This is a genomic window from Pseudoalteromonas sp. MMG010 (assembly GCF_018100905.1).
In the GTDB taxonomy this organism is placed as follows: Bacteria; Pseudomonadota; Gammaproteobacteria; order Enterobacterales; family Alteromonadaceae; genus Pseudoalteromonas.
On the sequence record NZ_JAGJEG010000002.1, the window covers coordinates 116,463 to 142,074 of the forward strand.

At 38.2% G+C, this 25,612-nt stretch carries 24 protein-coding genes; 18 read left to right on the top strand and 6 right to left on the bottom strand.

Translation table 11 applies throughout. The features are described from left to right. Positions 1 to 192 precede the first annotated feature (192 nt). Together J8L70_RS03495 and J8L70_RS03500 are read left to right on the top strand one after the other, a co-directional pair. A complete protein-coding gene (locus J8L70_RS03495) occupies positions 193 to 516 on the top strand; it encodes a hypothetical protein (RefSeq protein WP_211054092.1) in 324 nt (107 codons plus the stop codon). Positions 517 to 663: 147 nt separating this feature from the next. After that, positions 664 to 999 (top strand): zinc ribbon domain-containing protein YjdM, encoded by a 336-nt coding sequence (locus tag J8L70_RS03500; protein WP_211054093.1) that lies wholly within the window; start codon positions 664 to 666, stop codon positions 997 to 999. Between the two features lie 44 nt (positions 1,000 to 1,043). Here J8L70_RS03500 and J8L70_RS03505 read toward each other — a convergent pair whose 3' ends face one another. Beyond that, on the bottom strand, positions 1,044 to 1,991 hold the full coding sequence (locus tag J8L70_RS03505; RefSeq protein WP_211054376.1) for a helix-turn-helix domain-containing protein: 948 nt from the start codon (positions 1,989 to 1,991) through the stop codon (positions 1,044 to 1,046). Positions 1,992 to 2,180: 189 nt separating this feature from the next. Here J8L70_RS03505 and J8L70_RS03510 point away from each other — a divergent pair, with 189 nt between their 5' ends. Both J8L70_RS03510 and J8L70_RS03515 read left to right on the top strand, forming a co-directional pair. Beyond that, positions 2,181 to 4,088, top strand: coding sequence for a beta-ketoacyl synthase (locus J8L70_RS03510; RefSeq protein WP_211054094.1), 1,908 nt, complete (start codon positions 2,181 to 2,183; stop codon positions 4,086 to 4,088). Between the two features lie 173 nt (positions 4,089 to 4,261). Further along, a complete protein-coding gene (locus J8L70_RS03515) occupies positions 4,262 to 5,287 on the top strand; it encodes an energy transducer TonB (protein WP_211054095.1) in 1,026 nt (341 codons plus the stop codon). 59 nt (positions 5,288 to 5,346) lie between these two features. Here the strand turns inward: J8L70_RS03515 and J8L70_RS03520 are convergent, their stop codons facing one another. Then, the gene (locus J8L70_RS03520; RefSeq protein ID WP_211054096.1) at positions 5,347 to 6,531 is read right to left on the bottom strand and encodes an acyltransferase family protein; all 1,185 of its coding nucleotides are present in this window, start codon (positions 6,529 to 6,531) and stop codon (positions 5,347 to 5,349) included. Positions 6,532 to 6,676: 145 nt separating this feature from the next. Next, positions 6,677 to 7,093, bottom strand: coding sequence for an MgtC/SapB family protein (locus J8L70_RS03525; protein ID WP_211054097.1), 417 nt, complete (start codon positions 7,091 to 7,093; stop codon positions 6,677 to 6,679). A 252-nt stretch (positions 7,094 to 7,345) separates the two neighbouring features. Between J8L70_RS03525 and J8L70_RS03530 the strand changes: the two genes are divergently transcribed. Next, positions 7,346 to 7,720 carry a hypothetical protein gene (locus tag J8L70_RS03530; RefSeq protein WP_211054098.1) on the top strand — a complete coding sequence of 125 codons (375 nt, stop codon included), beginning with the start codon at positions 7,346 to 7,348 and terminating at the stop codon, positions 7,718 to 7,720. Here the strand turns inward: J8L70_RS03530 and fghA are convergent. Next, positions 7,674 to 8,516 carry an S-formylglutathione hydrolase gene (gene fghA, locus J8L70_RS03535; protein WP_211054099.1) on the bottom strand — a complete coding sequence of 281 codons (843 nt, stop codon included), beginning with the start codon at positions 8,514 to 8,516 and terminating at the stop codon, positions 7,674 to 7,676. The genes J8L70_RS03530 and fghA overlap by 47 nt on opposite strands. 65 nt (positions 8,517 to 8,581) lie before the next feature. Then, the gene (locus J8L70_RS03540) at positions 8,582 to 9,703 is read right to left on the bottom strand and encodes an S-(hydroxymethyl)glutathione dehydrogenase/class III alcohol dehydrogenase (RefSeq protein WP_211054100.1); all 1,122 of its coding nucleotides are present in this window, start codon (positions 9,701 to 9,703) and stop codon (positions 8,582 to 8,584) included. A gap of 127 nt (positions 9,704 to 9,830) precedes the next feature. On the opposite strand from J8L70_RS03540, the gene J8L70_RS03545 reads away from it, so the two are divergent. The 5 genes from J8L70_RS03545 (at position 9,831) to J8L70_RS16130 (ending at position 16,470) form a co-directional block, all read left to right on the top strand. Next, entirely contained in the window at positions 9,831 to 10,700 is an 870-nt protein-coding gene (locus J8L70_RS03545) for a LysR family transcriptional regulator (protein WP_211054101.1), read from the top strand. A gap of 120 nt (positions 10,701 to 10,820) precedes the next feature. Beyond that, the gene (locus tag J8L70_RS03550; protein WP_211054102.1) at positions 10,821 to 12,038 is read left to right on the top strand and encodes a lipoprotein-releasing ABC transporter permease subunit; all 1,218 of its coding nucleotides are present in this window, start codon (positions 10,821 to 10,823) and stop codon (positions 12,036 to 12,038) included. Next, the gene (gene lolD, locus J8L70_RS03555) at positions 12,031 to 12,729 is read left to right on the top strand and encodes a lipoprotein-releasing ABC transporter ATP-binding protein LolD (RefSeq protein WP_211054103.1); all 699 of its coding nucleotides are present in this window, start codon (positions 12,031 to 12,033) and stop codon (positions 12,727 to 12,729) included. The genes J8L70_RS03550 and lolD overlap by 8 nt, the downstream gene beginning before the upstream one ends. Further along, a complete protein-coding gene (locus tag J8L70_RS03560) occupies positions 12,719 to 13,963 on the top strand; it encodes a lipoprotein-releasing ABC transporter permease subunit (protein WP_211054104.1) in 1,245 nt (414 codons plus the stop codon). The genes lolD and J8L70_RS03560 overlap by 11 nt, the downstream gene beginning before the upstream one ends. A gap of 170 nt (positions 13,964 to 14,133) precedes the next feature. After that, positions 14,134 to 16,470: a response regulator gene (locus tag J8L70_RS16130; protein WP_211054105.1), complete on the top strand. Its 2,337-nt coding sequence runs from the start codon at positions 14,134 to 14,136 to the stop codon at positions 16,468 to 16,470. A 76-nt stretch (positions 16,471 to 16,546) separates the two neighbouring features. On the opposite strand, the gene J8L70_RS03570 is transcribed toward J8L70_RS16130, so the two are convergent. Further along, entirely contained in the window at positions 16,547 to 16,993 is a 447-nt protein-coding gene (locus J8L70_RS03570) for a DUF3010 family protein (protein WP_211054106.1), read from the bottom strand. 418 nt (positions 16,994 to 17,411) lie between these two features. Between J8L70_RS03570 and thrS the strand changes: the two genes are divergently transcribed. The 8 genes from thrS to J8L70_RS03610 all read left to right on the top strand — a co-directional run bounded on the left by thrS (position 17,412) and on the right by J8L70_RS03610 (position 25,587). Continuing rightward, complete coding sequence (gene thrS, locus J8L70_RS03575) at positions 17,412 to 19,322, top strand: threonine--tRNA ligase (protein WP_211054107.1); 1,911 nt, start codon at positions 17,412 to 17,414, stop codon at positions 19,320 to 19,322. A gap of 62 nt (positions 19,323 to 19,384) precedes the next feature. Continuing rightward, positions 19,385 to 19,945: a translation initiation factor IF-3 gene (gene infC / locus J8L70_RS03580; protein WP_211054108.1), complete on the top strand. Its 561-nt coding sequence runs from the start codon at positions 19,385 to 19,387 to the stop codon at positions 19,943 to 19,945. A 211-nt stretch (positions 19,946 to 20,156) separates the two neighbouring features. Beyond that, a complete protein-coding gene (gene rpmI / locus J8L70_RS03585; protein WP_004587840.1) occupies positions 20,157 to 20,357 on the top strand; it encodes a 50S ribosomal protein L35 in 201 nt (66 codons plus the stop codon). Positions 20,358 to 20,372: 15 nt separating this feature from the next. After that, complete coding sequence (gene rplT, locus J8L70_RS03590; RefSeq protein ID WP_211054109.1) at positions 20,373 to 20,735, top strand: 50S ribosomal protein L20; 363 nt, start codon at positions 20,373 to 20,375, stop codon at positions 20,733 to 20,735. 163 nt (positions 20,736 to 20,898) lie between these two features. After that, positions 20,899 to 22,716 (top strand): M14 family metallopeptidase, encoded by a 1,818-nt coding sequence (locus J8L70_RS03595; protein WP_211054110.1) that lies wholly within the window; start codon positions 20,899 to 20,901, stop codon positions 22,714 to 22,716. Position 22,717: 1 nt separating this feature from the next. Beyond that, the gene (locus J8L70_RS03600) at positions 22,718 to 23,359 is read left to right on the top strand and encodes an MBL fold metallo-hydrolase (RefSeq protein ID WP_211054111.1); all 642 of its coding nucleotides are present in this window, start codon (positions 22,718 to 22,720) and stop codon (positions 23,357 to 23,359) included. Positions 23,360 to 23,460: 101 nt separating this feature from the next. Next, positions 23,461 to 23,919 carry an Lrp/AsnC family transcriptional regulator gene (locus J8L70_RS03605; protein ID WP_211054112.1) on the top strand — a complete coding sequence of 153 codons (459 nt, stop codon included), beginning with the start codon at positions 23,461 to 23,463 and terminating at the stop codon, positions 23,917 to 23,919. A gap of 111 nt (positions 23,920 to 24,030) precedes the next feature. Further along, positions 24,031 to 25,587 (top strand): SulP family inorganic anion transporter, encoded by a 1,557-nt coding sequence (locus J8L70_RS03610; RefSeq protein WP_211054113.1) that lies wholly within the window; start codon positions 24,031 to 24,033, stop codon positions 25,585 to 25,587. The last annotated feature ends 25 nt before the right edge of the window (positions 25,588 to 25,612 follow it).

Below are 25,612 nucleotides of genomic sequence, written 5' to 3' on the forward strand. Positions count from 1 at the left end.
ATTGAAATTGATGGCTATAATGTGTCGCACTGTTATAGTCATCACTCTATTACACATACAATCTTTTTAATGTATTTAATCTCATTTATACTGACTATTTGCTAAGAAGTAATCGTGTTTGGGCATGCGTTTAAATTTTGTCGATTTGATGGTAAATCACAAAACAACATTCTTTAGAAAGGGAGTTATAAAGTGCGTCGATTTTTATTATTTATTGGCTACTCCAGTGTGATAGGGAGCTTTGGCGATGCGGGTTTAGGACTCTATGCTTTATGGCTTGTGGCGAGTACTGACTTTGTATCGATGGCTATTTCATTGGATGAATTTTTAAAAAATTACGTCACGTATATTTATTGGGTTAAATCAATCGCATTTATAGTTATGCCTAAAGGTGTTGCAACATGGCTGTTTTCTATCCCCGCATTAATTTATTTTCCTATTAGAATTTTAATGAGTATGGTTATTGGCTGGTGGGCTTTAAATAAGGCAACTAAGTTAAGGCCAAGCATTAAGTAACTTTCTGCTTTTTGGTTTTAAAAGGTAAAGGCTATAAATAGGACATATATTTTTTTGTTGTGTATTTAGCGATTCTAAATAAAAAGGCAGCAAATGGGGGCTTTGAATTGTTATAATCACATTACGATAAATAAATAAGAAGCCCTTATGTCACAGCCTAATTGCCCACAATGCCAATGCGAATATGTTTATGCCGATCAACAATTATTAATTTGCCCAGAATGTGCCTATCAATGGAACCCTCATCATACAGATGACGATGAGTCTATTATCGTTAAAGATGCCAATGGAACATTATTAAACGACGGTGATAAAGTGACGATTGCTAAAGATTTAAAAATTAAAGGCAGCTCCCAAGTAATAAAAATTGGGACTAAAGCAATTGTTCGTCGTGTACTTGAGAAAAAAGATCATGAACTTGACTGTAAAGTCAATGGGATTGGCGAAATGATGGTAACGGCTAAGTTTGTAAAAAAGGCTTAACAGACACGTGATGTAATTATAATGTTTAACTGTTTGGTATGACATTAGCCAAACAGTTTTCGTCTGACTACTTTACGGTAGGCGCTTGGGGTTTGATAAAGTACTTTTTTAAACACTCGGGTTAAATGCCCCTGATCGTTATAACCGACTTCTAATGCCACTTCTTGAATAGACAAATTAGATGACGCGAGCAATTCCTTGGCAGCTTCTACTCTGAGCTGTTGCCAATATTGTACTGCACTTTGATTTGTAGCCTGCTTAAAACGGCGAGTAAATGTACGGTAACTTAAACTGAATTGGTCAGCAACTTGCTGTAAGTTAAGCGACGAGGCCAAGTTCGTTTTTAGCCAAAACTGTATTTGTGCAATAAGCTCATCGGGGTGCTTATCAACTGCGCCTTCTAAATAACGTTGCTCTTCGTATGGTTTACGTATTTCGTGCGAAAAATTACGCTCTACATGCTGTGCAGCGGCTTTTCCATAATATTGGCTAATAATATGCACAATAACATCGGCGAGTGCATTTAAACTCGCTACCGTATATAAACGCTCAGACTGGGTTATAAAAAAATCAGGTTTGAGTAATACTTGTGGATAGTCACGACTAAACTGCTTAGCGTAATGCCAGTGAGTGGTTGCTGGATGGCCATCGAGCAAGCCTGCTTGTGCAATAAAGCAATTGCCTGTCCCTACGCCAACAAGTTGACTGCCTTTTGCAAAACTATTTTTTAACCATTTAACAATCAATTTATTAGCATGCACTACGGGGCGTGGATTTCGCCAAATCCCCGGGACGATAATTAAATCACAATCGGGAGCTTGCTCTGTGGTGCAGTCGGGCATAATTGATACCCCTGAACGAGTGGCTATAGCGTGAGGTTGTTCGGCGACTAACGTGATATTTAATGATCTAAACTCATCTTTATTTAAATGCCCCTTTGCAAATGCTTCACCGGCTCTTAGCATTTCTATTGGCAAGGTTAAGCTGGTCATTAATAGTTGAGGATAAGTACTAATGGCTATATTTAATGCGCTTTGGTGCTGTATTTGCGACAAGTAGATGCTCCGACCAGTAAGTTATGGCTATTTATGCTGAATATTTGGCTATTAAAGCACAATTTAGCAATGCTATTCCATTTAAACTTACTGCATATTCTCATAACACGTTTTTAAAGGTTAATTATGACTGCATTACCCGTAATAGTGGGCATGGGTGGCATTAATGCTGCTGGGCGTACTTCTTTTCATCAAGGTTATCGTCGTATCGTGTTAGATGCTTTAAATAAGCAAGATCGTAATGATACATTTTTAGGCCTCGCCACTTTAATGAATTTAGTTAGTGTTGTAGATGGACAATTACAAGATCAACAAGGTAACAGTGTCTGCGCAGACGAAATAGAAACTCGTTTTGGCAAACAAATCATCGCCGGTACGCTTATTCGTAAAATAGAACGCGAACATTTTGATGTAGATGCAACACCGTGGCAGCAAAAAATGACATTAACAGCGTCGGATGATAATGCCATTGTATTTGAAACGCGTGCACGTGATTTACCCAACCCGGTTCCTGCTAGTTGGCAAGTAGAGACGCTGCAAGATAAAAAAGTAAAAGTTACTATTGCCGCCGATATTGCGATTAAACACGATTCGACACGTGATAACCCAATTAAATCGGCAGGACAGTTGCCTAAAGGGTTTGATCCAGCGGCTATGTATAACAGTCGTTATCAACCACGTGGTTTACAAGCCACTATTTTTGCCGCTACCGATGCAATTAAATCAACGGGCCTTGCTTGGCAATATATTATGAATAGTGTTGAGCCTGATAAAATTGGTACCTATTCGGCTTCTGTTATTGGCCAAATGGACGATAAAGGCCTTGGTGGTTTAATAAAAGCACGTCAACAAGGTGAACGCGTAAGTACTAAGCAATTAGCGCTTGGCTTAAATACAATGCCGACCGATTTTATTAATGCTTATGTTACTGGGAATGTCGGCACAACGTTTTCTACTTCAGGCGCGTGTGCTACGTTTTTATATAATTTACGTGCGGCTGTGAATGACATTCAAGCGGGACGTACTCGTGTAGCCATTGTAGCGAGTGTTGAATGTGCTATCACTCCCGAAGTAGTTGAAGGTTTTGGTAATATGAGTGCCCTCGCGAATGTTGAAGGTTTACGTCGATTAGATGGTTTAAGCTCTGATGAAGAGCCTAATTACACAAAAAGTAGCCGTCCATTTGGTGAAAACTGTGGTTTTACTTTGGGCGAAGGGGCACAAGTTGCTATTTTAATGGATGATGCCTTAGCACTCGAGCTAGGTGCAGACATTATGGGTAGTGTCCCCGATGTATTTGTTAACGCCGATGGGGTAAAAAAATCGATTACCTCTCCAGGGCCTGGTAATTATATTACGATGGCAAAATCGGCAGCGCTTGCTAGCAGCTTGTTAGGTAAAGAAGCATTACAGCAGAAAAGTTTTATTTTAGCGCATGGGTCGAGTACACCGCAAAACCGTGTCACTGAGTCGTTAATTTATCATAAAGTAGCGCAAACATTTGCTATAGATAATTGGAAAGTGACTGCGCCAAAGGCGTTTGTTGGCCATACAATTGCGCCTGCAAGTGGCGATCAACTAGCGATAGCACTGGGCGTATTTAGTCATAATATTATGCCTGGAATTACCACGATTGATAAAGTAGCTGATGATGTTTACAACGCGCATCTTGATATACGCAACAGCCATTACACATGTGATGATATGGAAATTGCATTTATAAATTCAAAAGGCTTTGGTGGTAATAATGCAACGGCGACTATTTTAAGTGCAAAAGTGACTTTAAAAATGCTTGCTAAACGCCATGGCGATAAAGTAATGGCTGATTATGCTGAAAAAAATAAAGCAGTAAGCGTTGCGCAAAATGATTATAAATCGCAAGCAGATTTAGGCCAGTACGAATTAGTTTATCGTTTTGGTGATGGATTGATTGATGATAATGACATTGTTATTGGCGAAGACGGTATTGAACTACCAGGCTTTGATAAAGCGATTTCGTTTAGTACAAACCACTCCTATCAAGATATGTTTTAAGCACACATACTTGAATTCCAAGGCGCTGTTTAAGGCGCCTTTTTTATGTCAGTGGACTTTTATTAAGTAAATTAAAGTTGATTAAAAAACCACCGTGTTAGTTGTTTATTATCTTGCATTTATGAATCATCTTTGTTTCTATATTAGAAAAGCAATCTAGGATGGATAAATTAATGAAAAAATCTCTACTGGTACTTTCTTTAGCAACTACTTTTATTCACTTATCAGCTTTAGCAGATGACTTTGTACCTGCTAAAGTAATTAATAAAAACTATGATCAGCTTACAAATACTTCACCGCGAGCATCAAGGTTAGAAGGGATTAACCTAAGCAGTTATGTAGTAGATGAAAACGGGCAAGTGAGTGATATCGAAATTGTAGCGACGGTAGGGCATAAACTATATCAAAGAGAAGCCATCGATTACATTTCTAAGCTTAATTATAAAAGCGCACAACTTAATGGCGGTGCTATCTCAACAGCTAAAAGCATTACTGTTAGTTCGCAAAACTTACACGCTAGCTTTTCAAATGACCAACCATCACTTGGTTTTTTTAATAACTACGAGAAAGCGAGTAAATTAATTGAAGCTAAAAAACTTGATGAAGCTAAAACTTATATTAGCGAATTAGAAAGCGAGCACACTAAAAATACCGTTGAAATTGTTTTACTCGCGTGGCTTAAAAGCCAACATAGCTATTTTGTTCAAGATTGGAAAAGTTTTGATAAGTCTATATATGAAGCGTTTTTATTTAGGGATAACTTACCCGATCAAATTAAAAAGCGAGTGATTAAAAATGCACTGCAGTGGTTTATATCAAAACAAGATTACGTGCGCGCTTACGATGCGATTGAAGCATTAGATGATATTAAGTCTTTAACATTTTCAGAGCAAAACAAAGCGCAGCTAGTAGCGCAGGTGAACGACATATATAAAAGTTCGGGTGTAATAAATCAACAAATTTCACTTGAGCCTGATCAGGCTGTTTTACCATTATTATCTAAAAGTGAAGTTGAATTAACAACAGACAAGCCTTTATCTAAAGTGCAGCTTCGGTGTGAAAATAAAGTAGTGGATTACGACACAAGCGCTATTGATAAAATTGTAATTTCGCAAAACGACTTGCGCTGTGGGTTATTAATTAAAAGCGCTCAAGCTCAAACAGTCACAATTAAACAAAGTGGTAAGCGCTTTTTATAAATAGTGATTGCACAGGTTTACTAACTAAAACCCCGCAATATTATGCGGGGTTTTTGTTTTTAAATGTATTTAGCAATTAAGCTGTGTTTGTTGTTACGTTTCCAAGTCATGTAGCGCTTAGCCAGTAAAGTGGTAAGCCCAATAACGACGGCTATAAAAGTAAGTGTAGCTACGTAGCTCATTCCATATGCTGGTGGCAGGCCGACTAAAGTTTCGCCGTAGGTCATATCGCTAAAATTAAGCCCTAAAACAGGAATAAGCAACCACGCAATTGCATGCAACAAATATAAATGCACAAGGTATGAAAACATACTGGTTTTACCAAGGACTTGTAAAAACCCCCGTGAAAAGTTAGCTTTTAGGTAGCTTAAGAGCCACAGTGCGATAAGACCTAAACCTACGGTTAAAAGCATAAACTGTAATGACAGCGGATATTTGGTTGGGTTTAAAAACGACATAACGGTATCAAAAGTATTATTGTGGATGCTAAATATTGAAGTATCACCATATAAATTAAAACCGCGTAGTATTGCATACAACGATAAGCAACTTACACCGAGCAAAGCTGCGTGGCTCATTGCTTTTGCGTTGTATTGTTTTGCTTTGTAATAAACACCGGCGCAATAAGCAAGTGCCATTAAGCCCACAATGGGAGCTACCGGGTAGGTTGTTCTGATTTTAAAATCCAAAGGCAGTTCGAGTACATTTTTTTGATGTGCTATAGACCAAAGCGTATTTGCCAGAGTATTAGGCTCAAAGCGTACGCCATCAAATATATTATGGCCAAACACTAATAACAATCCGGTAATAAATAGTGTACGCAAACCAAGTAAACGTAGTAGCCCCAACATGACAAACCCCCAGCCAATTGCCCAAATAACTTGTGCGTACAACATTGGGTATAATGGATTAAAGCTCCATGACCATGAGACAATTGTAAATTCAAACAAAATAAGTACCAAACCGCGGATAATCAAGTTTTGTGAGAATGCTTTGGTACAGATGTATTTATGCTCGGTTATAGCCGCCGACAACCCCGCTAAAAATACAAATAAGGGCGCGCAAAAGTGCGAAACGAAACGTGTAAAAAAGGTAAGGGGATCCGTGCCTGGAATAGTCATCGGATCGGTCACTGAATAATTTAGACAATAATACATACCATGGTCTATAACCATAAAAATAATGATAATACCTCGAAGTAAATCAATGTGATGTAATCGAGGGAATGAGGCTGTGATCGACATAACTAAGTTCAAATAGGTGATAAAAATTTGCCGTTATTATATGTGATACAATAACGTTACGCGAGAATGAATAGATTAAATGTTAAGTAATCATCACCTGTATTTAATTAACATAAGCTAAGGTTGGGATGAGCCAAACATCTGGTTACTTAAATTTTTTAACGTATCTGAGCGTTATAAAATTAATGACAGCTAACACAATGGCGATTTCATAGCGGTTATAAGCCACAGCGATACCAATTAACCCCATATTCCAGATACTCGCAGCTGTTGCTGTACCATATGTTGTTTTATTATTTTTTAAAATTGCGCCACCGCCAATAAAGCCAATGCCAGTAATAATGCCTTGTAGCATTTTAGACTGTGCTTCTGCACCAGGTAATACTGATAGGGCAATTAATGCATAACCGCACGATGCTACGGCGACTAAAGGAAATGTACGTAAACCTGCGCCATCGTGACTTTTTTCTCTGTCGTATGCCATAGGGAGGGCTAATAGGTAGGCTATCCCTAGCTGTATTAAGTTATCGGTAATTTCGTTCCACTGTAAATCTATTTCCATTATGATTCCTATTGCTAAAGTATGCAAACATACAGCAAAGGATACGCCAAAATTTAAATTGCTATAAATCAGTCGCTTAAATCATTCTTTGATAAGTTAAACTATGGCAGTCTGAAAAGTTTACATAGTCACTTACATTGATTTTCAATATTAATTAGTTATAGCCATGTAAAATTTTTAATATTACATATTCTTACAATGTTGCTTTTAAAATTGTATATAATTTAGCTAATGCTTTGATCAGGATAAACAATGAGAACGCTCACTCTATTTTTATGTATTATTTATTTAAGTGGCTGCACCGTCGCTGGTGCCATCATTGACGGCCAGGCACAATCAAATGCACGTGATAATCAATATAGTAATAGTCCTGCTCGTTCAGAGCCTTATAAAAACCCACTAGCGCCTGTCCCTACAGACAAAAATGGGTTTAGTTTTACTAATATTGGATTGAAAATAGATTCTTTACTGATCAATTTAGTAAAAGGTGAGGGCAATACTGTACAAGTATGCAGGCAAGTGAATAAAGTTTTGAAAGAGTGTGTAGAAGTCGATAAGTCAGATCTACACACTAATGAGGCTACGCAGTCAAAAACTGACTATGAAATAATAAGTGTTGGTCAATAAAGCTACTGATAAAAAAGTAACTATGATCGTACCCTTCTTGTATTTCAAATGTTAACGGGTAACCGTTTTCGTGGGCTACAGCCACTAGGTTTTGTGGTTTAAGCTGCGCTTCTAAAAAACCGTCAGCGCTTCCTTGAGTGGCTAACATAGGTAAGTAATCACCTTGTTTAGCTAGCTTCATAAGTTCGCATGTATCGTATTGCGCCCAAAGCGATTTATCGTTGCCTAAATAGCCTGTAAACGCTTTTATGCCCCAAGGGCAATTCATTGGGTTAACTATTGGGCTAAACGCAGAAGCGCTTACATATGCTTTTGGGTTTTTAAGTGCAACCATTAAAGCCCCGTGTCCGCCCATTGAATGACCACTAATGGCTTTAGTACTTGTTATCGGAAAATGCTGCTCGATAAGCGTGGGAAGCTCATCAACGACATAGTCGTACATATTAAAATGGGTGTTGTAAGGTGCTTGTGTTGCATTGAGATAAAACCCAGCACCTTGAGCAAAGTCGTAACCGTCTTCATCGGGCACGTTTTCTCCACGCGGGCTGGTATCGGGTGCAACGATTGCAATACCTAGCTCAGCGGCTTTTTTAAACGCGCCGGCTTTTTGCATAAAGTTTTCGTCGGTACAGGTTAAGCCCGATAGCCAATAAAGCACGGGTACTTTGTTTGTTTCACTTGCACCTGGAGGTAAAAATACCGCAAAGCGCATAGTGCAATGTGTACTTGTTGCAGTATGGGTATATTGCTTATGCCAACCACCGGCTACTTTTGTACTTGAGATATTCTCTAACATAAAAATCCTTAAAAGCCGCAAACATTTAAATTTTACGACTTTTATAAGCTGTTGACGTATTTGTATTAATAATGGATGACTGTACGAATACTTTTACCTTCGTGCATTAAATCAAACGCATCATTAATTTCTTCAAGGCCCATGGTATGCGTAATAAAGTCGTTTAGCGCAAATTCACCCGCCATATAACGTTCAACAATTTCAGGAAGTTGAGAGCGTCCTTTTACGCCACCAAATGCACTACCGCGCCACACTCTACCTGTAACTAATTGGAAAGGGCGGGTTGCTATTTCTTGTCCTGCGCCTGCGACTCCAATAATCACTGATTCTCCCCAGCCCTTATGACAACACTCTAAGGCTGAGCGCATAACATCAACATTACCGATACATTCAAAAGAATAATCTACACCTCCATCGGTCATTTCTACAATGACATCTTGAATTGGTTTATCAAAATCTTTTGGATTAATTAAATCGGTTGCGCCTAGCTTCGTAGCAAGGTCGAATTTAGAGGTGTTGATATCGATGCCTATAATGCGTGAAGCCCCTGCCATTTTTGCACCAATAATGGCAGATAAACCAATCCCACCTAAGCCAAATATTGCAACGGTATCGCCTTTTTGTACTTTTGCTGTATTGGTGACTGCGCCCATTCCCGTGGTCACACCGCATCCTAATAAACAAATTTCTTCAAGTGACGCTTCTTTATTCACCTTAGCAAGTGAGATTTCAGGTAACACGGTGTACTCAGAAAATGTAGATGTGCCCATGTAGTGGTATATTGGTTCACCATCTTTAAAAAAGCGGGTTGTGCCATCTGGCATTAATCCTTTGCCTTGTGTTTCGCGTACAGCCGAACATAAATTAGTTTTTCCTGAGGTACACATTTTACATACACCACATTCTGCGGTGTACAGAGGAATAACATGATCACCGACTTCCACACTTTCTACACCTTCGCCTACGGCATAGACAACACCGGCGCCTTCGTGACCTAAAATTGCAGGGAAGATACCTTCGGGATCTTCGCCTGATAAGGTAAATGCATCGGTATGACAAACGCCTGTGGCAGTAATTTTTACCATTACTTCGCCTTTCTTAGGCATCATGACATCGACTTCTTCAACACTTAATGGTTGATTTGGGCCCCATGCAATAGCGGCTTTCGATTTTATAAATTCAGACATGTGTTTATCCTTTGTAGTGGTAAAAAATAAAATATGACCCATATATTTGGGTGATGTGTTTATTGTATTTGTTTCATAATGAATGATAATCTCTATTTTATTAAAACACTTTTACAGTATGGTAATAATGGCGCGTTGGGATGGCATAGATGAATTTATTGCGGTAGGCGAAGAAGGGAGCTTTACGGCTGCTGCAAAAGTATTAGGGCTGTCGGTGGCGCATATTAGTCGCCATGTAACGGCATTAGAGCAGCGCTTAAATACACAATTACTGACCCGTACAACACGTAAGGTCGTGTTAACGAAAGAGGGGGAGGATTTCTTACACCAAGCACAGCATTTGCAGCATGCAATGGATGATGCCACACAACAACTGGCCACCATACAAACGATCCCTAAGGGCAAAATAAAGCTCACGGCCCCAGTGATGTATGGTGAAAGCTTTATCATGCCCCTTGTGCATAGTTTTATGCAGATACATCGCGAGGTTGAAGTTATTGCAACGTTAACTAATGAGCAAGAAAACTTACTTGAAGGAGGATATGATCTTGCTATTCGATTAGGGCATTTAAAAGATTCGAGCTTAAAGGCCCGAAAGCTGAGCCAAAGGCGTTTTATTATGTGTGCATCGGCCAAGTATTTATCACATTTTGGTGAGCCACATACCGTAGGTGAACTGAATAATCATCAGTGTTTAATTGGCAATAGCCGGTATTGGCGTGTCAATGAAAATGGCCGTGATAAGCACATTAAAATTGCAGGGCGTTTAGCGTGTAATAGTGGGTGGTCGTTAGTAGATGCTGCTAAAAAAGGACTCGGAATTGTTCAGCTTCCTGATTATTACATTAAAAATGAATTAAAAAATGGCGAACTTATCCCTATTTTAACTACGTACCAGCCAAAACAAGAAGGTGTATGGGGCGTATATCCGCCGCGCCAATTTGTAGCAACGAATGTTAGGGCCTTATTAGATTATTTATTAGTTGGGTTAAGCTGATAAATATCATTAGCTTATAATTTATTTTGTAAAGCGAGTAATGCTGTTTTCTTCATATTCAATTGTCGTTATAACGTGTTATTATAACTTTATGTGTTCTGATCATGTGTTTAAAATTATATGTTTCAACCGGTTAGCCTGTTTATAGGGCTGAGGTATAGTCGCTCCTCAAAAGGTAATGCGTTTATATCGTTTATTTCATTTTTTTCTATTGCTGGGATTGCTATTGGTTTAATGGCGCTATTTACGGTTAGCAGTGTGATGAACGGTTTTGAAAATAGCCTTAAAACAAATATGCTAGGTTTAATTCCTCATGTTGAAGTGAAGGCTAGTTCAAGCAATAGCGCAGATATTGAAAAGTTAAAAGTAACGCTCGAAAACTCACCTTATGTTGAGCGTGTTAGTTTATACCGCCATGCAGAAAGTATTTTACAAACCAATCATGATTTACACGGGGTGTTATTACAAGGGTTATATAGACAAAGTGAATCGTTTTATAAGATTACCGATAAAGTAGTACAGGGTAATTGGCAAACCGTGCTAAATACAAAGTATCATATTGCGATAAGCCGTTATTTAAGTAGGAAATTAGGTGTGGGCTTGGGGAGTAAAATTCGCGTTATTATTCCCGGTGCATCGTCTTATACACCGCTTGGGCGAGTGCCGAGCCAACGATTGTTTACTATTTCGGCTATTTTTGACACAGGTTCTGAAATTGACACTGCTTTAGCTTTTACCAGTGGTGATTCGGTACAGCGAGTATTAAAGCTAGATAAAAATATTGCGCCTAATTTAAGTATTTCCTTGCACGAGCCTTTTCAGCTAGCTCCATTTTTAAATGACAATCATAAGCTATTAAATAACTTTGAAGTAACCGATTGGCGCAGTAGCCAAGGCACTTTGTTTGCGGCTGTGGCAATGGAAAAGCGGATTATGTCGATGTTATTAGCGCTTATTGTATTAGTTGCGGTTTTTAATATTGTGTCTGCGCTAACGATGATGGTAAGTGAAAAGCAAAGCGAAGTTGCTATTTTGCAAACATTAGGATTAACCCCCGGGCAAGTGCAAAAAGTGTTTATGGTGCAGGGGCTTTATAATGGTTTTATTGGAACCGCAATTGGCTCGGTTTTAGGCCTGTTATTAAGCTCGTATATAAATGAAATATTGGCATTTATTAGGCTTAATTTGTTAGCCGGTGCGCAATTACCGGTAAAATTTGATCCTTTAAGCTTAAGCTTGTTTTGCATCTTAAGTGTATTAATGAGTTTTATTGCCACTATTTATCCTGCCCGCAAAGCAGCAAACATTAAACCGGCAGAGGTATTAAGATATGAATGATTTAGTTATTAGCTGCGAAAAGTTAAGCAAAGTTTATCAAGATGGTGTTAATAAAGTTGAAGTGCTCAAAGGGGTTGATTTAGCGCTTAAACAAGGCGATATGCTTGCCATTGTTGGTAGCTCGGGTTCAGGAAAAAGTACGTTGTTGCATATATTAGGCACTTTAGATACGCCAACGGCTGGGTCTGCAAAAATAAAAAATCAACACGTTGCAGCTCTATCACGAGGTGAACAAGCCGCGTTTAGAAATGAAAACCTGGGCTTTATTTACCAATTTCATCATTTATTAATGGAATTTACGGCATTAGAAAATGTGGCGATGCCGTTGTTAATTAAAGGCATGAATGCTAAATCGGCAAAAAATCAAGCCACTGATATGTTAGAAAAAGTAGGACTTGGACATCGTGGTGACCATAAACCATCGGCCTTGTCAGGGGGAGAGCGCCAACGTGTAGCGATTGCTCGGGCATTGGTAACAAAACCTGCTTTAGTCCTTGCTGATGAACCTACGGGTAATTTAGATAAGCAAAATGCAATTAAGATTTATGATTTAATCAACGAATTAAATAAAAGCTTAAATACCAGTTTTGTCGTTGTTACTCATGATTTAGAGCTGGCCGATAAACTAGGTAAAATCGCTTATTTAGATGATGGTAAATTAGCGATTAAAGAGTCCAGTTATGTTGCTTAGTGCATTTTTAAGTAAACGATTTCGCGCCTATTCAGGCCACAAAGACGAAAAAAATGGCTTTGTTAGCTTTATAGCCAAAGCGTCTACTATTGGCATATTGCTGGGGGTTGCAGTATTAATTGTTGCTTTGTCGGTTATTAACGGCTTTGAGCAGCAGCTAGTACACCGACTTTTAAGTGTGGTGCCTCAAGTTGAATATGTGGCACCAAACAAGCCTATTGATGATTGGCAAAATAAAGTGAAGCAGTTAGCAGAGCAGCCTCAGGTTGAAGCCGCCGCTCCTTTTATTGCTGTAAATGGCATGGCGCAATATAAAGGGGAATTAAAAGCGATTGAGCTTAGAGGCGTAGACACTTCGTTAGAATCACACGTATCAGCAATTAATCAATTCACCAAAGGAACATTGGTTAATCAATTAGCAAATGATGAAATTATATTAGGGCAGCAAATTGTTAAACAATTAAATGCGCAAGAGGGAGATAGCATTACGTTGTTATTGCCTCAAATTAACAATAACAGTTCTTCAATATTGGCTCCCAAACGAGTTACATTAACCCTCTCTGGTATTATTAGAATGGGTGGACCTATTGATAATACCGCTGCGTTTATTAGCTTAACTAAAGCACAGCAAGTGCTTGGCTATGAACAAGGTCAAGTAACTGGGTTACGTTTAAAAGTGAACGATGTTTTTTCGGCGCATGCCATCGCAATGAAAGTAGGTCAATCAATTCCTGATTATGTGTATGTGTCTAGCTGGTTTAGAACGCAAGGCAGTTTGTACCAAGATATTCAAATGGTCAGGACGATTGTATACATTGTAGTATTTTTAATTATTGCGGTAGCAAGCTTTAATATAGTGTCGTCTTTAGTTATGGAAGTGCGTGAAAAACAAGGCAATATTGCTATTTTAAAAACCATGGGTGCCAAAGACAGTACTATTTTAGCCACTTTTGTGATGCAAGGCCTGACTCAGGCATTTATTGGGGTTTTATTAGGCTGCTTTGTTGGGGTGGTATTGGCTATCAATATCAGTGAAATATTTAGGTGGTGTAGTCAATTATTTGGTGAAAACCCGCTACAAGGCGCTTATTTTATTGAGTTTTTACCGAGTAAATTAGTACTTAAAGATATTGGTATTACTGTTTTAGTCACGTTTACCCTGGCAATTATCGCTACTATTTATCCTGCATGGCAAGCAACACGTGTTGATCCTGCTAAAGTATTGGGTAACTAATCCCCTTTATTTAAAGAGGCCGCTGCAATCGTAGCAGCCTCTATTTTTATCACTTTCAATAATTAGTATAATTTTAACGCATAGACTAAGCTAAAACTATCTTGGTTAATGCTTGTACCTATATGCAGTTAAAAACACGGCTAATCTCAATTTTTTTGTTATGTTCTCTTGTGCCGTTATTCATCGTTTTTTTATTTGTCTTTAGTCATAGTACTGAACAAGCTAAGCGTTTGAATATTATTGCAGCACAAACAAAAGTGGTTAATGCAGCGAATATATTTAATAATTACTTTTCTAAACACATGGTCCATGTCGCAATGATGGCCAAGGACCCTCGTATTACTTCTATGAACTTCCCCTTTATGCGCGATTACCTTATTGCTGAGAAAAAAAGCTACGCAGGTGATTTTGAAAAGTTTATTGTTGGGGATCATCAAGGGCATTTTTATAACACCGAAGGAGGTAACCCTAAACAGGGATTTAAACGTACCTTTAATGATGATTTAGCTAATTCTTTGCCTCGTTCAATAGCTAAAAGAGATTACTGGCAGAAAACCGTAGGCGAGAATGTTGCCAACAAATCGGTTGTGTATGTATCTGAACCGATGATTTCATATACGACTGGCGTCAAACAAATTGTAATTAGTGCAAGTGTATTAAGTGATAAGCAACAAGTGCTCGGTTTATTAGGCGGGAGTATTGCATGGCATGAAATAGATCGTTTGGTTCAAGTCGTTCAAGATAAGGTGATTAACTCGATGGACCGACGGGTTAAATTTATGCTTGTTTCACGCACTGGTACTTATATGTATCATTGGGATAAAGAAAAAGTACTGCATTTACTAAAAGCTGGAGATGACTGGGTTTTAAACGATATTGGTGAAAAGGTTACGGTTAAACATAAAATTTTAACTGAATCAAATCAACAAATTAAAAACGTTGGGAGGGCTATGGTAAATGCAGAAATCGGGTTTGTTGAAATGCATGAATCAGACACAAATACCGATCAACATGTGTTTTATGCTCCAATAAACTCAACGGGTTATAGTATTGCGGTCATCATTCCTAACGCCGTTATATTCTCTGATATTAAATATTTAAAAGACATGTTATGGCTGTTTTTTTCAGCCGTTCTTGTCATTTTAGTAATCATTGCACTTTGGTTATCTCGATATATTTACCGTCCTATTAATGATTTAACTAATGCATCCCATGCGCTTTCAAAAGGCGATTATGATTATAAAGTCATTACAAAACGAGGTGACGAATTAGGTAAGTTGGCGTCAACGTTTGTCGCGATGCGTAAAGAGTTATCACTGCGCGAAACTCAATTAGAAAAGCGTGTTAGAAATAGGACGCAGGCATTTGAACTTGCAACAACAAAAGCAGAGCATGCTTTAGCGACAAAAAGTCGTTTTGTCGCTAATATTAGTCATGAAATACGCACCCCATTAAATGGGGTTTTTGGTGTATTACAATTATTAAATAAAACCTCACTAGCCGACGAACAGCATAAATTAATAAAAGGGGGCTTACAAAGTACTCAGTACTTAATTGCATTAATTAATAATGTATTGGATATGGCTAAGTTAGAATCGGGGGAAGTGGTTCTTAACAATGAACCTGTCAAATTATCTGATTTAAAATCGCAGGTAATGGCAGTTGTTACGATGCAAAATAATGAGACTAAGTTGCCAATAGAGTGGGAAATTGAACAACCAGATTTAATGATTATTATAGATAAAGGCTATATTAAACAATTATTAATACATTTAATTAGTAATAGCTTAAAGTTTACTGAGCATGGGAGAATTTGTGTTCGTATTTATTCAGAAATTAAGGGAAATAAAGCGGATATACGATTTTGCGTGTTAGATACAGGGATTGGTATTAGTGAAGATAAATTAAAGCTGGTCTTTGAAAGTTTTAAGCAAGCTGATGAAAGTAACACGCGAGTCTTTGGCGGGGGAGGATTAGGTTTAAGCCTTTGTAAAGAGCTGGTTTCATTACTTGATGGGCAGATTGAGATCCGATCTAAACTTAACGAAGGCTGTGAAGTTGAATTTGTCCTTCCTGTTTTATTAGGTGCTAATGACAACACTCCTGTTGAGGAAAACAAGCCTTCTGCACTTTTATCTGGTCATATTTTATTAGTTGAAGATAATCTAGTCAATCAAATGGTTATAAAAGCCATGCTATTAAAGCTTAACTTAAAAGTAAGTATCGCTAATGATGGATTACAAGGTATTGCAGCACTTGAAAAGCATCATTTTGATTTGATTTTAATGGATATGCATATGCCCAATTTAGATGGCGTAAGCGCCACTAAAAAAATAAGAGAAAGTACTCAGTGGCAAGCAATCCCGATTATAGCGGTTACTGCGAATGTGCTACAAAAAGACATTCAAGCGTGTTTTGATTCTGGGATGAATGACTATATGGGGAAACCGTTGGATTATGAGTTATTAAAGAATAAATTAGAAAAGTGGTTAACAAAAAATAATTAGTGTGAGCCCGCATATTTAAGGTATTAAAAAACGCAGTATAAACTGCGTTTTTAAAGTTATTTACTAAACCTTAAATTTACATTTCATCGCTGCGATAGGTTTTTTTCATGATATAAACGTAGGCAGTAACAAAAGCATTTTCTTGGTATTTTTTAAGACCGGTTTCTTCAAAAGCAATAGGAATAGGGTTACGTTTTAATTGCTCTTTAACTTCAGTGGTTGAAAAAACACGCACGTCTAGGTTGTCAATTAATTGAATGGCTGTTTCCATTTTAAACCCTTTGGCACTGCCGGCAAATTTACCTTTAGGTTGACGCTCACGAATTGCAACAGAATCGATTTGGTAATCTTGCATTAATTTTGCAAAATCAAACTGAAATTTACGCATTATTTCGGTGTCGTTGCCGTTACCTAAAGTAAAGCGAGTTTGACGAACGTCACGAATATCAAATACATCATTATCTTTAGATAAAATACAAAGTAGTACGTCACTACCGGTAATTTCTACACCACATGTTCTCATTACAATTCTCTTGTCTAACTTAATTACCGGCATTATACCTTAGATGCTAATAAATGCGAGTGTATCGCTAAGTAATAAACAGTATAGATTTTTCATGTGCAGGTTAAGTCTCTTTTAAAACTATTTACATAAATGATGGCTGATAAAGCAATAATGTAGGTTTTAGCCTTGTATTTAAAACCACATCACGCGACAATACTTTTTTGTTGCTGATGAGACTCAACGGTAACAAAGGTTTTAGGTAATTTAAAACCGATATAGTCAATGCTTATTCGTAAAAGCGTTGTCGAGTCATTGATAATTAATGATTAATTGCAGCCTATTTTATGATTGCATTTAAACATTAAAAATAATTTTTTAATTTATTAGACATACACGTGATGCATTGTAGGTGTCACCACTGTAGTAAGGATTTAGAATGCCAGTTATTACTCTTCCTGATGGAAGCCAACGTAGTTTTGAAAACCCTGTTAGTACTTTAGATGTTGCCGCCGATATTGGCCCTGGTTTAGCAAAAGCAACCATCGCCGGTCGTGTTAATGGTGAGCGTGTTGATGCATGTGATTTAATTAACGAAGATTCGCGTTTAGAAATTATCACCGCAAAAGATGAAGATGGTCTTGAGATAATTCGCCATTCTTGCGCACACTTAATCGGTCATGCTGTAAAACAACTTTTCCCAGAAGCGAAAATGGCGATTGGTCCAACTATCGATAATGGTTTTTACTATGATATTGATATGGAACACTCTTTAAGCCAAGATGATTTAGATGCGATAGAAAAACGCATGATGCAGCTGGCTAAAACTAACTACGATGTAGTAAAGAAAACAGTGAGCTGGCAAGAAGCTCGCGATGCGTTTGAAGCGCGTGGCGAAAGCTATAAAATTGAAATCCTTGACGAAAATATCGCAAAAGATGATCGCCCAGGTTTATACCATCACGAAGAATATATTGACATGTGTCGTGGTCCGCACGTACCGAACATGAAGTTCTGTCAAAACTTTAAAATAATGAAAGTGGCTGGTGCTTATTGGCGTGGTGACTCAGATAATAAAATGCTACAGCGTATTTACGGCACAGCGTGGGGCGACAAAAAGCAACTAAAGGCTTATTTAAAACGCCTTGAAGAAGCTGAAAAACGTGATCACCGTCGTATTGGTAAAGCATTAGATTTATGGCACTGGCAAGAAGAAGCACCTGGTATGGTGTTTTGGCATAATGATGGTTGGAGTATTTACCGCGAGCTAGAAGAATTTGTTCGTGAAAAATTACGTCAATACGATTACGAAGAAGTAAAAGGTCCAATGATGATGGACCGTTCATTATGGGAAAAATCAGGTCATTGGGAAAAATATTCAGATGCAATGTTTACCACTGAATCTGAAAAGCGTGAATACGCAATTAAACCGATGAACTGCCCAGGGCATGTTCAAATATTTAATCAAGGTTTAAAATCATACCGCGATTTACCTCTTCGTATGGCTGAATTTGGTTGTTGTCATCGTAATGAACCATCGGGCGCACTCCATGGATTAATGCGTGTACGTGGCTTTACCCAAGATGATGCTCACGTTTTCTGTACCGAAGAGCAGGTAATGGATGAAGTATCAACGTGTATTAAAATGGTTTACGATACCTATGAAACTTTCGGCTTTGATAAAATAGTGGTTAAGCTTTCTACTCGTCCAGAAAAACGCATTGGCGATGATGAAGTGTGGGATAAAGCTGAGTTAGCATTAGCTGATGCACTTAAAGCAAATGATATAGAATTTGATTACCTTCCTGGTGAAGGGGCTTTCTATGGTCCTAAAATTGAATTTACTTTGTACGATTGCTTAGACAGAGCGTGGCAATGTGGTACAGTGCAGTTAGATTTTGCACTACCAGGGCGTTTAGGCGCTACTTATGTAGCTGAAAACAACGAACGTCGTACGCCAGTGATGATTCACCGTGCTATTTTAGGTTCGATTGAACGTTTTATTGGTATTCTAACAGAAGAGTATGCTGGTTTATTTCCGACTTGGCTTGCGCCAAAGCAGGTGGTAATTATGAATATTACCGATAAACAAGCTGATTATGTGCATGAAATTGTACAAAAATTAAATAAACTTGGAATTAGAGCGGCTGCCGACTTGAGAAATGAGAAGATTGGCTTTAAAATCCGTGAGCATACACTTAAGCGCATTCCATACTTATTAGTTGTTGGCGATAAAGAAGTTGAACAACAAGAAGTTGCTGTACGTACGCGTACAGGTGAAGACTTAGGCAAATTTAATGTTGATGATTTTGTCGCTAAAATTAGCGCTGAAATTAAAAGTCGACAGTAAAAAAATCGAGCGTGTAGGGCATATGCAAACAGCCAAACTACACGCTTATATTATTGATATTCTTGGAGGAACGTACCATTAGAGGCGGCAAGAAAGGGCAACAAACAGCTCAAAAAAATCGTATTAACGAAGAAATCACAGCACAAGAAGTTCGTTTAATTGACATTGAAGGCGAACAAGCTGGTATTCAGTCATTAAAAGACGCACAAGCAATGGCTGACGCCGCGGGTGTTGATCTTGTAGAGATCAGCCCAAATGCTGAGCCGCCTGTTTGTAAGGTTATGGACTACGGTAAGTTCATCTTTGAAAAAAGCAAAGAACTAAAAGAGCAGAAGAAGAAGCAAAAGCAAATCCAGATTAAAGAAATCAAATTCCGTCCTGGTACGGATGAAGGTGACTATCAGGTTAAGCTTCGCAACTTACGTAAGTTCTTAGAAGCTGGCGATAAAGCAAAGATAACGATTCGTTTCCGTGGCCGTGAAATGGCGCACCAAGAAATTGGTATCGAGTTATTAAATCGCGTTAAAGGCGATTTAGAAGATTTAGCTGTTGTTGAATCTTTCCCAAATCGTGTTGAAGGTCGTCAAATGGTTATGATGATGGCCCCTATTGCTAAAAAGTAATTTTTAAGCGATAATGCGCACCGAATTTAGCTCAGGTCTGCAAGTAATATGCGAATATTCACCTGAGTTAACCGGTTTAAGTAAGGCTGCAATATTTTTATTGGGCTTTCACCGGAACATGGCAGTAAGCTAGGCCTTATAAAGTGGAGTTATAGCAATATACCTCACGCCTACTTACTAATTTTAAAGCAATACATTTGGAGTTATTGCAATGGCTTATAAGCTAAAAAGTCACAGAGGCGCAGCTAAGCGTTTCAAGAAAACTGCTTCTGGCGGTTTCAAGCGTAAACAAGCGCATCTTCGTCACATTCTGACTAAGAAAACTTCTAAGCGTAAGTTACACCTACGTCCTAAGATGATGGTTCATAAAAATGACCATGGTCTAGTTTCACGTATGTTACCATTCGCTTAATAGGGGTTTTTAGAAATGGCAAGAGTTAAACGCGGTGTTATCGCACGTGCACGTCACAAAAAAGTATTAAAGCAAGCTAAAGGTTACTACGGAGCACGTTCACGTGTTTACCGCGTAGCTTTCCAGGCTGTTACTAAAGCGGGTCAATACGCTTACCGTGACCGTCGTGCTAAGAAACGTACATTCCGTCAATTATGGATTGCTCGTATCAATGCAGCTTCACGTCAAAATGGTCTGTCTTACAGCCGTTTTATCAATGGTCTTAAAAAGACATCTGTAGAAATCGATCGTAAGATCCTTGCAGATATCGCTGTTTACGACCAAGTTGCATTTGCAGCACTTGTTGAAAAAGCTAAAGAAGGCCTAGCGGCAGCTTAAGTTTTTTAAATAAGTAGTAAAAAGGAGCCCTAGGCTCCTTTTTTTGTGTCTATAATTTAGCACATAACTACAGCGCATTTTCTTGTTGAATCACCGCAGTTTTCTCTTTAATTATGTGTAACTTGATATAATTTATTATATTAAAAGTTAGCCTGAGAAAACAATGCTCACAACGTTACTATTTTTGTCTGCCAGTACTGTGTTTAATAGTCACTTACCTCCTTTACTACCATGGCAAGGTGATAGTTTAGCGTTAATGCAGGATGAAGGCCCATTAACCACGGTATTTGAGTTATCTCAAGGTAAGCGATCGCCTGATTACTTACAAACGATGGACTTTGTCGATCGTTTAGTTGCTGCTAACCCAACACAATTCACCATAAAAAATATTGGCTATAGTCACTCTCAACGTGCAATTAAAATGCTTGTTGCGAATGAACATGGGCATTTTACAGCAAAAGAATTACAACATAGTAAAAAGCCAACTCTATTAATACAAGCGGGTATTCATAGTGGTGAAATAGACGGTAAAGATGCTGGTTTTATGTTACTGCGCGATATTGCGACAGGTAAGCGTAGAGATTTACTCAAAAAAGTAAATATTTTATTTATCCCCATTTTAAATGTAGATGGCCACGAGCGAAGTAGTGCATTTAATCGTATAAATCAGCGTGGACCGAGTAAAATGGGATTTAGAACCAACGCAAATAATTTAAATTTAAATCGTGATTACACAAAATTAGACACGCCTGAAATTAAGTCGGTGTTAGAAGTGATCAATGAATTTAATCCTGATTTATATGTCGATATACACGTAACCGATGGGGCCGATTATCAATACGATGTTACGTATGGTTACAACCCTGTGTTTGCCAGTGAATCACCGGCTGTTTCAAGCGTTCTTGATACTCTGTTTAAACCAACTATAGACAATGCTCTTACTAAAAAAGGGCATATCCCTGGCCCGCTAGTCTTTGTGATGGATAAGCGAGAGTTTAGTAAAGGGCTCGCTGGGTGGGTTGCAACGCCTCGTTTTTCAAACGGGTGGGGCGATCTTAAATCGTTACCAACCATCTTAGTTGAAAATCATTCATTAAAACCTTATAAACAGCGTGTTTTGGGGACTTATGTATTTTTAGATGGTGCTATCGAAGCGCTTTCTTTACACAGTCAACAATTACAAGATGCAGTTGATAAAGAGCAATCCTTCGTGCCTAAAGAGCTTGTTGTACAAAGACGTTACTCTAAAACAGCAGATAAAATAGCCTTTAAAGGCATTGAGTATGCAAAAAGTTTTAATGAACTATCTGGCCAACAAGAAGTTACATATTTAGGGAAAGTAAAAAATTACACCGACTTATCAATTTATTGGCAAAAAGAAGTCGTAACAACCGTAACCGTACCTAAGGCTTTTTTAATTCCGCCGGTGTATAGCGATATTGTACAAAAGCTAAAATTGCATGGTGTTGAGGTGACCCAGTTATCAGGAGCGAATACTCAGCCTTTAAAGCAAGCTGTCGTCACTGAGCATACTTTTGCCTCGGCACCATTTGAAGGGCGTTTTAGAGTATCGGCGAGTTTTGATTTAATTGCAGCGACTAATATGAATTTAGATGGCTGGTATTCGGTAGAGACGCAACAAGCTGCGGGTGAACTCGCTGTTCATTTATTGCACCCTGAAGCCCCAGATTCATTTTTTTCTTGGGGTGAATTTAATACCCTTTTTCAGCGTACTGAATACATGGAAAACTATGCATTATTGCCTTACGCTAAAAAAATGTTAGAAAGTGATCCTAATTTAGCCGCACAATTTAAAAAGAAAATAGACGAAGACAGCACCTTTGCAAATGATGCGGATGCGCGTTTGCAGTGGTTGTATCAACATAGTCCGTTTTACGATAGTCATTATTTAAAATACCCCATTTTAATGAGTTTTGAACAGCCGCCTATAATATTGAATCAAAAAGATAAAGAAATATAAGATGCATGTAATTACGGTACCTGTGACCCCTTTTGCGCAAAATTGTCGAATTATAGTGTGTAAAAAGACGAATAAAGCGGTGATTGTCGACCCCGGTGGTGATGTTGATAAAATAACGGCACAGGTGGCTAGTCATCGTGTAGAAATCCAGGCTATTTGGTTAACACATGGTCATTTAGATCATGTAGGAGTGGCTGATATTCTATGTAAAACCTATGATGTAGATATACTTGGACCGCATAAAGATGAACATTTCTGGTTTGAAAATTTGCCAATGCAAGCCCAAATGTTTGGCTTTGCAGCTAAAGCTCCTTTTTATCCAACTAAGTACTTGAATGACTTAGATAGTGTAAAGGTGGGTGAGCTGGAGTTTTTAGTAAAACATTGTCCAGGACATACACCGGGACATATTGTGTTTTATCAAGAACAACAACAATGTGTGATTGTTGGAGATGTTATTTTTAAAGGTGCGATAGGGCGTACAGACTTTCCACAGGGGAATACAGAGCAGCTTTTAACATCGATAAAGCAACAGATTATGTGTTTACCCGATAAGACCATTATTATGGCTGGGCACGGTTTGAATACCACAGTGGGTGATGAAAAGAGTACAAATCCATTTATTAGTGGGCATTTTGGCTAACAAATTGAGCTAACTTATAAATATTAAGACTAAAAATATACAGACTACTTTTAAAAATAGTTGTATAATTTAACCAGTTTATAAGCAAAATAAGAAATAAAATGTCTCTTAATCACGTTGATCGCCAGATTTTGGCACTATTACAGCAAGACGCTAGTTTATCAACGGCCGATATCGCCGATAAAGTAGGTCTATCACAATCACCTTGCTGGCGTCGTATCGCTAAGCTTGAACAAGATGGCTACATTAAAAGTAAAGTGGCAATTTTGGATGAAAAAAAGCTTGGTTTTGACATGTTGGTCTATGCTCATGTTCGCTTATCAAGTCATGGCCGTAATAATTTAGCTGAATTTGAGAAGCTGATTTTAAGCTATGATGAAGTGACTGAGTGTTACACTATGGCTGGAACAATGGACTTTATGCTACGAATTATTTCACAAGGCATAGCCGGTTATGAACATTTTGTTCGTGATAATTTACTCAGTTTAGAGTATGTACAAGAAGTACACTCAAATGTAACGATGACATGTGTAAAACGCAGTACATCTTTACCACTATAATATTCAATGTTTAGAACCTCTTTAGGGGTTTAGCTAATTGTTAAATAAGCGCTAATTTGCTACAATTTAGCGCTTTTTTTATCCCTGTAACAAATACATTTGAGGAACTCAATGTTTAACTTATTAAGCAAAGCGCCAAGCTCTGCTAAAAACGATATTCTGTCTGGTTTAACGGTCGCTTTAGCCCTTATACCAGAAGCTGTTGCGTTTGCTTTTGTAGCAAATGTTGAACCTTTAGTTGGTTTATATGCTGCATTTATTGTTGGTTTAATTACCGCAATTTTTGGTGGTAGACCTGGCATGATTTCGGGTGCTACGGGAGCATTAGCCGTTGTTATGGTTAGCTTGGTACTGGATCATGGGGTTGAGTATCTATTTGCGACTGTCTTACTTATGGGGATATTACAAATACTGGCTGGCGTGTTTAAACTCGGTAAGTTTATTAGAATGGTTCCTCATCCAGTGATGCTAGGTTTTGTGAATGGGTTAGCTATTGTTATATTTTTAGCACAGTTAGGGCAGTTTAAAGTCCCCGATGGTGCTGGCGGGCAACAATGGTTAGCAACAGAACCTTTAATGATCATGCTTGCTTTAGTCGCTTTAACGATGGCTATTATTCATTTTTTACCTAAATTAACAACCGCGGTGCCTTCTTCATTAGTCGCTATAGTTACCGTTACGGCGATTGTGCTAGGTTTTGATTTAGAAACTCGTACTGTACTTGACTTCCTAAAAGGGATGACAGGTAATGATGCTGCCACTATTGCTGGCGGTTTACCGCAGTTTCATATTCCAATGGTGCCATTTAATTTAGAAACACTGCAAATTATTTTTCCCTATGCATTAATTTTAGCTGCTATTGGTTTAATTGAATCATTACTAACATTAACTTTAATTGATGAGATCACAGAAACACGTGGTCAAAGTAACAAAGAATGTATTGGCCAAGGTGCTGCAAATGTCACGTGTGGCTTTTTTGGTGCAATGGGTGGCTGTGCCATGATTGGACAATCAATGATTAACATTAACTCTGGTGGTCGTTCGCGCTTATCAGGGATTAGTGCTGCATTAATGCTTCTTGCTTTTATCATTTTTGCCTCTGGCCTTATTGAAATGATCCCACTTGCTGCTTTAGTTGGGGTGATGTTTATGGTTGTGCTTGGTACCTTCGAATGGGCAAGTTTTAAAATGATGAAACGCGTACCTTTAGCCGATGCCTTTGTTATTGTATTAGTGTCTGGTGTTACTGTTGCTACCGATTTGGCGATTGCTGTGTGTGTGGGGGTGATTGTGTCTGCACTTGTATTTGCTTGGCAACATGCAAAACACATTTATACAACTAACTACATAGATAAAGAGGGCGTTAAAGTATATGAATTACATGGCCCACTATTTTTTGGTTCAGTGAAAAAATTTGCAGAATTATTTGATATAAAAAATGATCCTAATAATGTTATTGTTGAATTTAAATTTAGCCGTGTTTCGGATCATAGCGCTATAGAGGCGATTGATTCACTGGCAGTTAAATACGCGAAGGCTGGTAAACAGTTACACTTACGTCATTTAAGTAAAGACTGTACTCAATTACTTCACAAAGCACGCGATTTAGTTGAAGTGAATGTGATTGAAGATCCAACCTATAAAGTGGCATCAGATAAGCTGGCATAGTTAGCATAACGTTGTTACAACATTC

What these genes read in the sequence shown, in the direction of transcription:
- J8L70_RS03500 (WP_211054093.1), top strand. Translation starts at nt 664, where the DNA reads ATGTCACAGCCTAATTGCCCACAATGCCAATGCGAATATGTTTATGCC.
- J8L70_RS03505 (WP_211054376.1), bottom strand. Translation starts at nt 1,991, where the DNA reads ATGACCAGCTTAACCTTGCCAATAGAAATGCTAAGAGCCGGTGAAGCA.
- J8L70_RS03510 (WP_211054094.1), top strand. Translation starts at nt 2,181, where the DNA reads ATGACTGCATTACCCGTAATAGTGGGCATGGGTGGCATTAATGCTGCT.
- J8L70_RS03515 (WP_211054095.1), top strand. Translation starts at nt 4,262, where the DNA reads ATGAAAAAATCTCTACTGGTACTTTCTTTAGCAACTACTTTTATTCAC.
- J8L70_RS03520 (WP_211054096.1), bottom strand. Translation starts at nt 6,531, where the DNA reads ATGTCGATCACAGCCTCATTCCCTCGATTACATCACATTGATTTACTT.
- J8L70_RS03525 (WP_211054097.1), bottom strand. Translation starts at nt 7,093, where the DNA reads ATGGAAATAGATTTACAGTGGAACGAAATTACCGATAACTTAATACAG.
- J8L70_RS03530 (WP_211054098.1), top strand. Translation starts at nt 7,346, where the DNA reads ATGAGAACGCTCACTCTATTTTTATGTATTATTTATTTAAGTGGCTGC.
- fghA (WP_211054099.1), bottom strand. Translation starts at nt 8,516, where the DNA reads ATGTTAGAGAATATCTCAAGTACAAAAGTAGCCGGTGGTTGGCATAAG.
- J8L70_RS03540 (WP_211054100.1), bottom strand. Translation starts at nt 9,703, where the DNA reads ATGTCTGAATTTATAAAATCGAAAGCCGCTATTGCATGGGGCCCAAAT.
- J8L70_RS03545 (WP_211054101.1), top strand. Translation starts at nt 9,831, where the DNA reads ATGGCGCGTTGGGATGGCATAGATGAATTTATTGCGGTAGGCGAAGAA.
- J8L70_RS03550 (WP_211054102.1), top strand. Translation starts at nt 10,821, where the DNA reads ATGTTTCAACCGGTTAGCCTGTTTATAGGGCTGAGGTATAGTCGCTCC.
- lolD (WP_211054103.1), top strand. Translation starts at nt 12,031, where the DNA reads ATGAATGATTTAGTTATTAGCTGCGAAAAGTTAAGCAAAGTTTATCAA.
- J8L70_RS03560 (WP_211054104.1), top strand. Translation starts at nt 12,719, where the DNA reads ATGTTGCTTAGTGCATTTTTAAGTAAACGATTTCGCGCCTATTCAGGC.
- J8L70_RS03570 (WP_211054106.1), bottom strand. Translation starts at nt 16,993, where the DNA reads ATGAGAACATGTGGTGTAGAAATTACCGGTAGTGACGTACTACTTTGT.
- thrS (WP_211054107.1), top strand. Translation starts at nt 17,412, where the DNA reads ATGCCAGTTATTACTCTTCCTGATGGAAGCCAACGTAGTTTTGAAAAC.
- rpmI (WP_004587840.1), top strand. Translation starts at nt 20,157, where the DNA reads ATGGCTTATAAGCTAAAAAGTCACAGAGGCGCAGCTAAGCGTTTCAAG.
- rplT (WP_211054109.1), top strand. Translation starts at nt 20,373, where the DNA reads ATGGCAAGAGTTAAACGCGGTGTTATCGCACGTGCACGTCACAAAAAA.
- J8L70_RS03595 (WP_211054110.1), top strand. Translation starts at nt 20,899, where the DNA reads ATGCTCACAACGTTACTATTTTTGTCTGCCAGTACTGTGTTTAATAGT.
- J8L70_RS03600 (WP_211054111.1), top strand. Translation starts at nt 22,718, where the DNA reads ATGCATGTAATTACGGTACCTGTGACCCCTTTTGCGCAAAATTGTCGA.
- J8L70_RS03605 (WP_211054112.1), top strand. Translation starts at nt 23,461, where the DNA reads ATGTCTCTTAATCACGTTGATCGCCAGATTTTGGCACTATTACAGCAA.
- J8L70_RS03610 (WP_211054113.1), top strand. Translation starts at nt 24,031, where the DNA reads ATGTTTAACTTATTAAGCAAAGCGCCAAGCTCTGCTAAAAACGATATT.